The 5,631-nt window shown below is 45.3% G+C and carries 5 protein-coding genes; 2 read left to right on the forward strand and 3 right to left on the reverse strand.

Annotated features, from left to right (window positions below; genetic code table 11):
- Positions 1-791: 791 nt before the first annotated feature.
- The 3 genes from Q0668_RS09970 to Q0668_RS09980 form a co-directional block, all read right to left on the reverse strand.
- A complete protein-coding gene (locus tag Q0668_RS09970) occupies positions 792-1,760 on the reverse strand; it encodes a DUF1559 domain-containing protein (protein WP_298863672.1) in 969 nt (322 codons plus the stop codon).
- A 153-nt stretch (positions 1,761-1,913) separates the two neighbouring features.
- Positions 1,914-2,441 (reverse strand): hypothetical protein, encoded by a 528-nt coding sequence (locus tag Q0668_RS09975; RefSeq protein ID WP_298863674.1) that lies wholly within the window; start codon positions 2,439-2,441, stop codon positions 1,914-1,916.
- Between the two features lie 172 nt (positions 2,442-2,613).
- Positions 2,614-3,486: a prolyl oligopeptidase family serine peptidase gene (locus Q0668_RS09980; RefSeq protein WP_298863677.1), complete on the reverse strand. Its 873-nt coding sequence runs from the start codon at positions 3,484-3,486 to the stop codon at positions 2,614-2,616.
- A 356-nt stretch (positions 3,487-3,842) separates the two neighbouring features.
- Between Q0668_RS09980 and Q0668_RS09985 the strand changes: the two genes are divergently transcribed.
- Together Q0668_RS09985 and Q0668_RS09990 are read left to right on the forward strand one after the other, a co-directional pair.
- Complete coding sequence (locus tag Q0668_RS09985; RefSeq protein ID WP_298863679.1) at positions 3,843-4,772, forward strand: response regulator; 930 nt, start codon at positions 3,843-3,845, stop codon at positions 4,770-4,772.
- 100 nt (positions 4,773-4,872) lie between these two features.
- Positions 4,873-5,616, forward strand: a complete 744-nt coding sequence (locus tag Q0668_RS09990) for an SDR family oxidoreductase (protein WP_298863682.1) — start codon at positions 4,873-4,875, stop codon at positions 5,614-5,616.
- Positions 5,617-5,631 lie beyond the last annotated feature (15 nt).

Consider the following 5,631-nt stretch of genomic DNA (forward strand, 5'->3'; position numbering starts at 1 on the left):
TTAATACCGATCTCGTTAAAGGTGACTTTCCTGAGAATGATCCTCAAAACGATTAAATTCACATTACCCAGCGCCGAGCCGCTCAGATATTCAGCTAGGGCCGGTTGTTGCTATCGGATAGAATCTTTGTTTGCGCTTCGATGATTTTACGCTGGCGGGCAGACACATGGGTCTACCCCTACATGACACGTGGAGTTGTATTCTATGCGTTTATTGTTTTGGTTTTCTGTTTGTTGTTTACTAACGGCGGATAGCGCCGAGCCGCTCAAATACTTGTTGTCGGTGGCTGGTGTTGTGTTGGTTGGTTTGACTGTGAATCATTTTGTTGAACGGCGTGGGGGTGTCAAGTTTCTTTTGTTGTGCGATGGGTGGGTAGAAGTTGGAGAACGGTGGTTAACAGTGGTTAAAACGCGTCGAAGCGTGTTCGAAACGCGTCGAAAACCGGTGATCATTGGGAAGGAGTTCAGAAGATGTTGAGATCCATTTTGCTGAAACGAGGGACTTTTATGGTGTTGAATTTGAACTACTGTGGTTTTCTTCGGTGGATGAATGTCTTAAAAACTCAAAAACGACGCTTATAACGCTTTTTAAATTTGGGTCATCACGGTTTCAAAACAAAAAGTACTATGGATCAGGTTGTTTTTTGGGGAGGGAGAATGTGAGTTTTGTGAACTGATTTTTGTCGGACTGGAATTTTGATGGGTTATTCAAGTGCCGATAAAAAAATCCGCAAGCAGTATTTCAGTTTACTGCTTACGGAGATCAATGATTTCTACTTACTGAGTTTCGGTCTAGAATTCGCCGAGGACGTTTCCGTCTTGAATGGTTCCCAAAAATCGAAACGTATCGTAGTTCATATTTTCACTGAGAAACCGGACGGCCCCATCGCCCATCAGGAAATGGGCGCCTCCTTCATGTTTACTGGAGAAGTTTGCGATATGGTTTGTGGTATTGGGGGGATGGTGCATGGTCATCATGCCTCCCTGCCCTACGTGTCCGAGAATTAGAGAGGCGGGGCCTTCTGTCATGGAAGCCATCATCATGCCTGCAGGTCGGTCAGCTCCGGGAATGGCGGCGTACCAGGTCGAGTCGGCATTGATGGTGGATGTGGATCCCACGAATTGATGTTGATGAGAACGTTCGCCGACGACAATGGTATTGGATGTTCCATCGGTAATGTCACGCACTTTGACATTACTGTTGCGATACAAAATACCCTTAGCAGAAGGATTGCCGGGGGCTGTGGTTAAACTGCCATAGCCATAGATTCCCACGTAGTTTGCTGAAGAAAGTTCATAGGTATTCGATCCAACGGTGACTGAAAAAACACCCTGATGGGTATCACTGGGGCAACGAAAGATAGTGACTGCTTCATTGGCAAGGCCGATATTTGGAGCATCGGTGCAATTCAAGTTGAGATCGAGTTGATTATAAATGGTAGACTGATCGAGGAATGGCAAGAGCATGACACCCCATGCAAAACCAGAACCGGTTTCTGTAGAGCTGTCAGCGGTTCTGCTCATGCCTCTGGCGATGTATCCGGGAGGGTAGGCACCGTGTGTTTCTTCATAATTATGTAGGGCGAGTCCGATTTGTTTCAGACTATTTTTACAGGTAGATCGGCGTGCCGCTTCACGCGCTTGTTGGACTGCAGGCAGAAGTAATGCAATCAGGATTGCGATGATGGCAATTACCACGAGCAGTTCAATCAGAGTAAAGCCACGTTTCGGGCAGGAAGATTTCGGTGTTGAAGATTTCATCGTATGTTAACCTTTGACGATCATTAATCGGGAGCGCAGGCAGACCTGGCATGAACCGATTGATGGAGTGAAAACAGGGATTACAGTTTTTGCAGGAATCAACGAGAATTGAAGCCGCAGAGTAAACTGAAAACGTAAAGAGAGTCGTCGCGATTATTGCTGGGGAGGTGGGGTGTCGGGTGCAGTCGCAAGTGTGACTGGTACTGAATCGACGATGATCAACGGGATTGTCAGATCATCGGGTGTGAAGAGAACCGGACTCGAATTTAAATCACGTGGAGAAGCGGAATAGAGCCCGTCTTTTGCAGAGTTGCCACAGCCACATAAGGAAGAGAGCTGGCTGTGTTTGGAATTTGTTTGTGTGGCCGATTCTTGTTTGCTCTGATCGGAGCAGCAAGTCGGGGTTGTTTGTTTCTTGGTTGAGCAACAAGACCTGGGTTTAATTTTTTTGCTGGCAGTTGATTTACTGGTGGTAGATTTATTAGTGCAGCAGCATTGGGATGTTGTTTTGACTTGATCAGCGCAGCGACAGTTCTTTCCCCGATTCAGGCTGGGGGAAATTGCGGTGTTGGAGATCAGATAGAAGAGGCATAGGAGTGTTACACAGGATTTGCGCGCGAACGTTCCACGGCGATTTGCCCGTTGTGAATCATTTGTTGCGAATACCCGGTAAAACATCACTTGAAAAATTCTATTTAGCAGAGGTTTTTATCTTTTCAACTCAGGCAGCGTCCCTGCTATACATATTGTTCTTGAGTCATGGGAGAAAGAAAAGCGAATCCCGTCTTTTTTTACAGAACCGGGCAAAATAATTCAGATTGCTCAAGGGAGTGAAATTGACTTGGAATTCGCATTATTTGGATTTCGAATGTCGTGTTATAAACTCGACAACCTGCTCCGATTCTGGGTGTTGAAAGTGATGTCCTCTCGATTTTTCAGTACCTTTTTTCACGGAAATCACTTTAAAATTGCCTTTGCGTTTACTTTTGGGAACACGGCTGAACATGAGGTAGGTATTTTCGTCGGGGGGCACTACCTGATCGTTTTCTGAGACGATATGCAAAACCGGGATGCCGGCATCGGCGATCACTTGAATGCGGTCGACTGGATTGTTCGGATATGCCAGAGCTTCTTTTTCCGTCATTCCATATGCTTTGAGACAGTTTTCCCATGATGCTTTTGCACCCGGGCTTTTCCCTTTGCCTCCCGGCCAGCTTTTGAAATCGCAAACCGGAGTGTCAGCATAGATGCAGCTGACCTTTTCAGGATTTGCTAATGCCCAGTTGTAAATAAACAAGCCACCACGGCTCACCCCTTCCAGCGCGACTTTCTTTTGAAAGCCATGTTGCTTTGTCAAGTGTTCATAGAATTTGTTCCCATGCGCGATTGCCTGCGGTGATCCAAAGAGTTTAGCCACATCCATGTACGCGATGTGAAATCCACGTTTGACCAGTTCTATATCCATTTCATAATGAAAATTCGGAAAACGGGCACGCCATACCCAGGGGGTTCCTGATGCGATTTTTGTGGGAGTCACGACATAGCAATTGCGACCATCAATTTGAAAATGAAATCGCTTGAAGCCATGCCATTCGTCCTGGCGGCCTGTCCATTCAGATTTCCCTGAGCTATTTGTGGAGGCATATGCTTCATGTTCGGGGGCTAAAAAAAATATTGCCATTATAGCAATGAAATTAATGCGAAAAATTTGAAGCAGTGATTTCATTTTCTGATCCCTGACTGTCAAGAGACACTGTCGGTGTGTAATTGCAGTATCTAGTTAATAATTACGAAGTTAGCGTTTCAGTCTGATCTCTCTGATTTACCTGATCTGAAACCATTTGTCGATGGATTGCACTGATTTTATCGAATATGAGAGTTCAAACTGAATCGGAAGAGAGAGAAGAAAACAATGGGTAAGTGCCAAAACAATTTTCTGACATATAGTTTATTCAATCTATGAGTCAGGATTTAACTTGTTTCTAAATCTGACGTTTGGGTTTGTGTGAGGCAGTATCAACAAGATTCATGCCTTGGCATTGACATTTTTAAGTGTTTATTTGGTAAAGACGGGTTACTGCTATGTCTCTTATTCCATCTACTCATACAGCAGAAACATTGACCAAGCGGTTTTCAGACCCGGTCATCAATTCTGTCGTTGATGTATTTAAATATTTTGTCGGTACGACTGCAGAGTTAGAGAAAATTGTCAAAATAGACGAAGCGCCACGTTACGACATGAGTTCGGCAATTGAAGTCAATGGACCTGGTAAAGGGATTGTTGTTGTCAATGTTCCCCGCGAACTGATTTCAAAAGCGGTTTCGTTACTGATCGATGAGTCTTTAGCGGATGATGAGCATGTTTTAACTGATTTTTCATGTGAATTGTCGAATATGATAGCAGGCCAGGCTAAAAAGGCAGTTGATCACATGGGGTTCCGGCTAGGTCATCCGACGGAGATTGAATCTGAGAACATTGACAATTTATACCCGCCTGAAGCGGGGTCGCTGTGTGGTCTGTTCAATACCGGAATTGGTCCCGTCGTTGTCTTTTTTGGATTTGTAGGACAACTTGGTGATATCATCGATTATGAGGAAGAGGATGCAGAGAAAAAACGAATCATGATCATTGAACCCGATGAGTCGAATCGTGCATTGTTTAAAGGTTTGTTACACGAACGATATATTGTCGAAACTGCAGCAACTGTAGAAGAAGCTTTCATGGATGCAGCGATTCATACTCCCGATCTGATCCTGCTTGATATTGATGCACATGGGGGAGCACATGCAGAATCGGTGAAATACATCAAACACTCTCCTTTCGTCGGGGATGTCGAAGTTCTGGTAATGACATCAAATCGCTCAACAACCGCGATCATTCAGGCGTTCAATTATGGTGCCAATGATTATATACTTAAAACAGACTTCACAAAGCAGATCTTAGTTGGCAAAATAGAACGTGCATTCGGGAGAACGCCGGTACTCAAAGAAGCGAATGCTGTTCTCAGTTAAGAGATTTCAGGTACGAAGCAATCTATGTATAACCCCGGTTTGATGACCGGGGTTTTTTATTTGCTGTTACCTCCCCCCCTCTTTTTTGTGGAGTCGTAAATTGGATTTGAATGGAAAAGTCGCGGTGATCACGGGTGCTGCAGTTCGCATAGGGCGTTCGATGGCGATGGCTCTGGCAGAGGCGGGTGTAGATATTTGCATTCATTATCGTTCATCGAAAGAGGAAGCAGAGCAAACGTGCTCGGAAATCAGGGAGTTGGGAAGAAAATCATTGGCGGTTTCTGCAGATCTGTCAGATTCGCATCAAGCGGCTCATTTGATCATGAAAACCGCCATTGCCGAATTTGGCAGAGTAGACATTCTGATTAACAGCGCTTCAGTTTTTGAGAACAAAAACCTGCTTACTTCTTCAGAGGACGATTGGGATTCCCATCTGGATATCAATTTAAAAGCCCCATATTTCTTGTGCCAGAAGTTTGCGAAATCGATGCAGCGTGGACAAACAGGTCATATTATCAATCTGGTTGACTGGCGGGCACAGCGTCCCGGAACCGCGCATTTGCCTTATCGGATTTCCAAGGCTGGTCTGGTAACTCTCACGGAGTGTCTGGCCCTTGAATTAGCACCCAATATCCAGGTGAATGCAATCGCTCCCGGCGCGATTCTGCCGCCACCCGGCCAAGATTATTCTTATCTCGAAAAACGCGCAGAGCAAATTCCGCTCAAACGAGCGGGCTGCCCTCAGGATATCTGTGATGCCCTGCTCTTTTTGCTGCGATCTGACTTCGTAACAGGCGAAGTGCTTTCCGTATCCGGGGGAGAACAGTTCACGCCTGGAGTTTGAAAGTGTACTTAAGTG

The organism is uncultured Gimesia sp. (genome assembly GCF_937910335.1).
Classification (GTDB): domain Bacteria; phylum Planctomycetota; class Planctomycetia; order Planctomycetales; family Planctomycetaceae; genus Gimesia.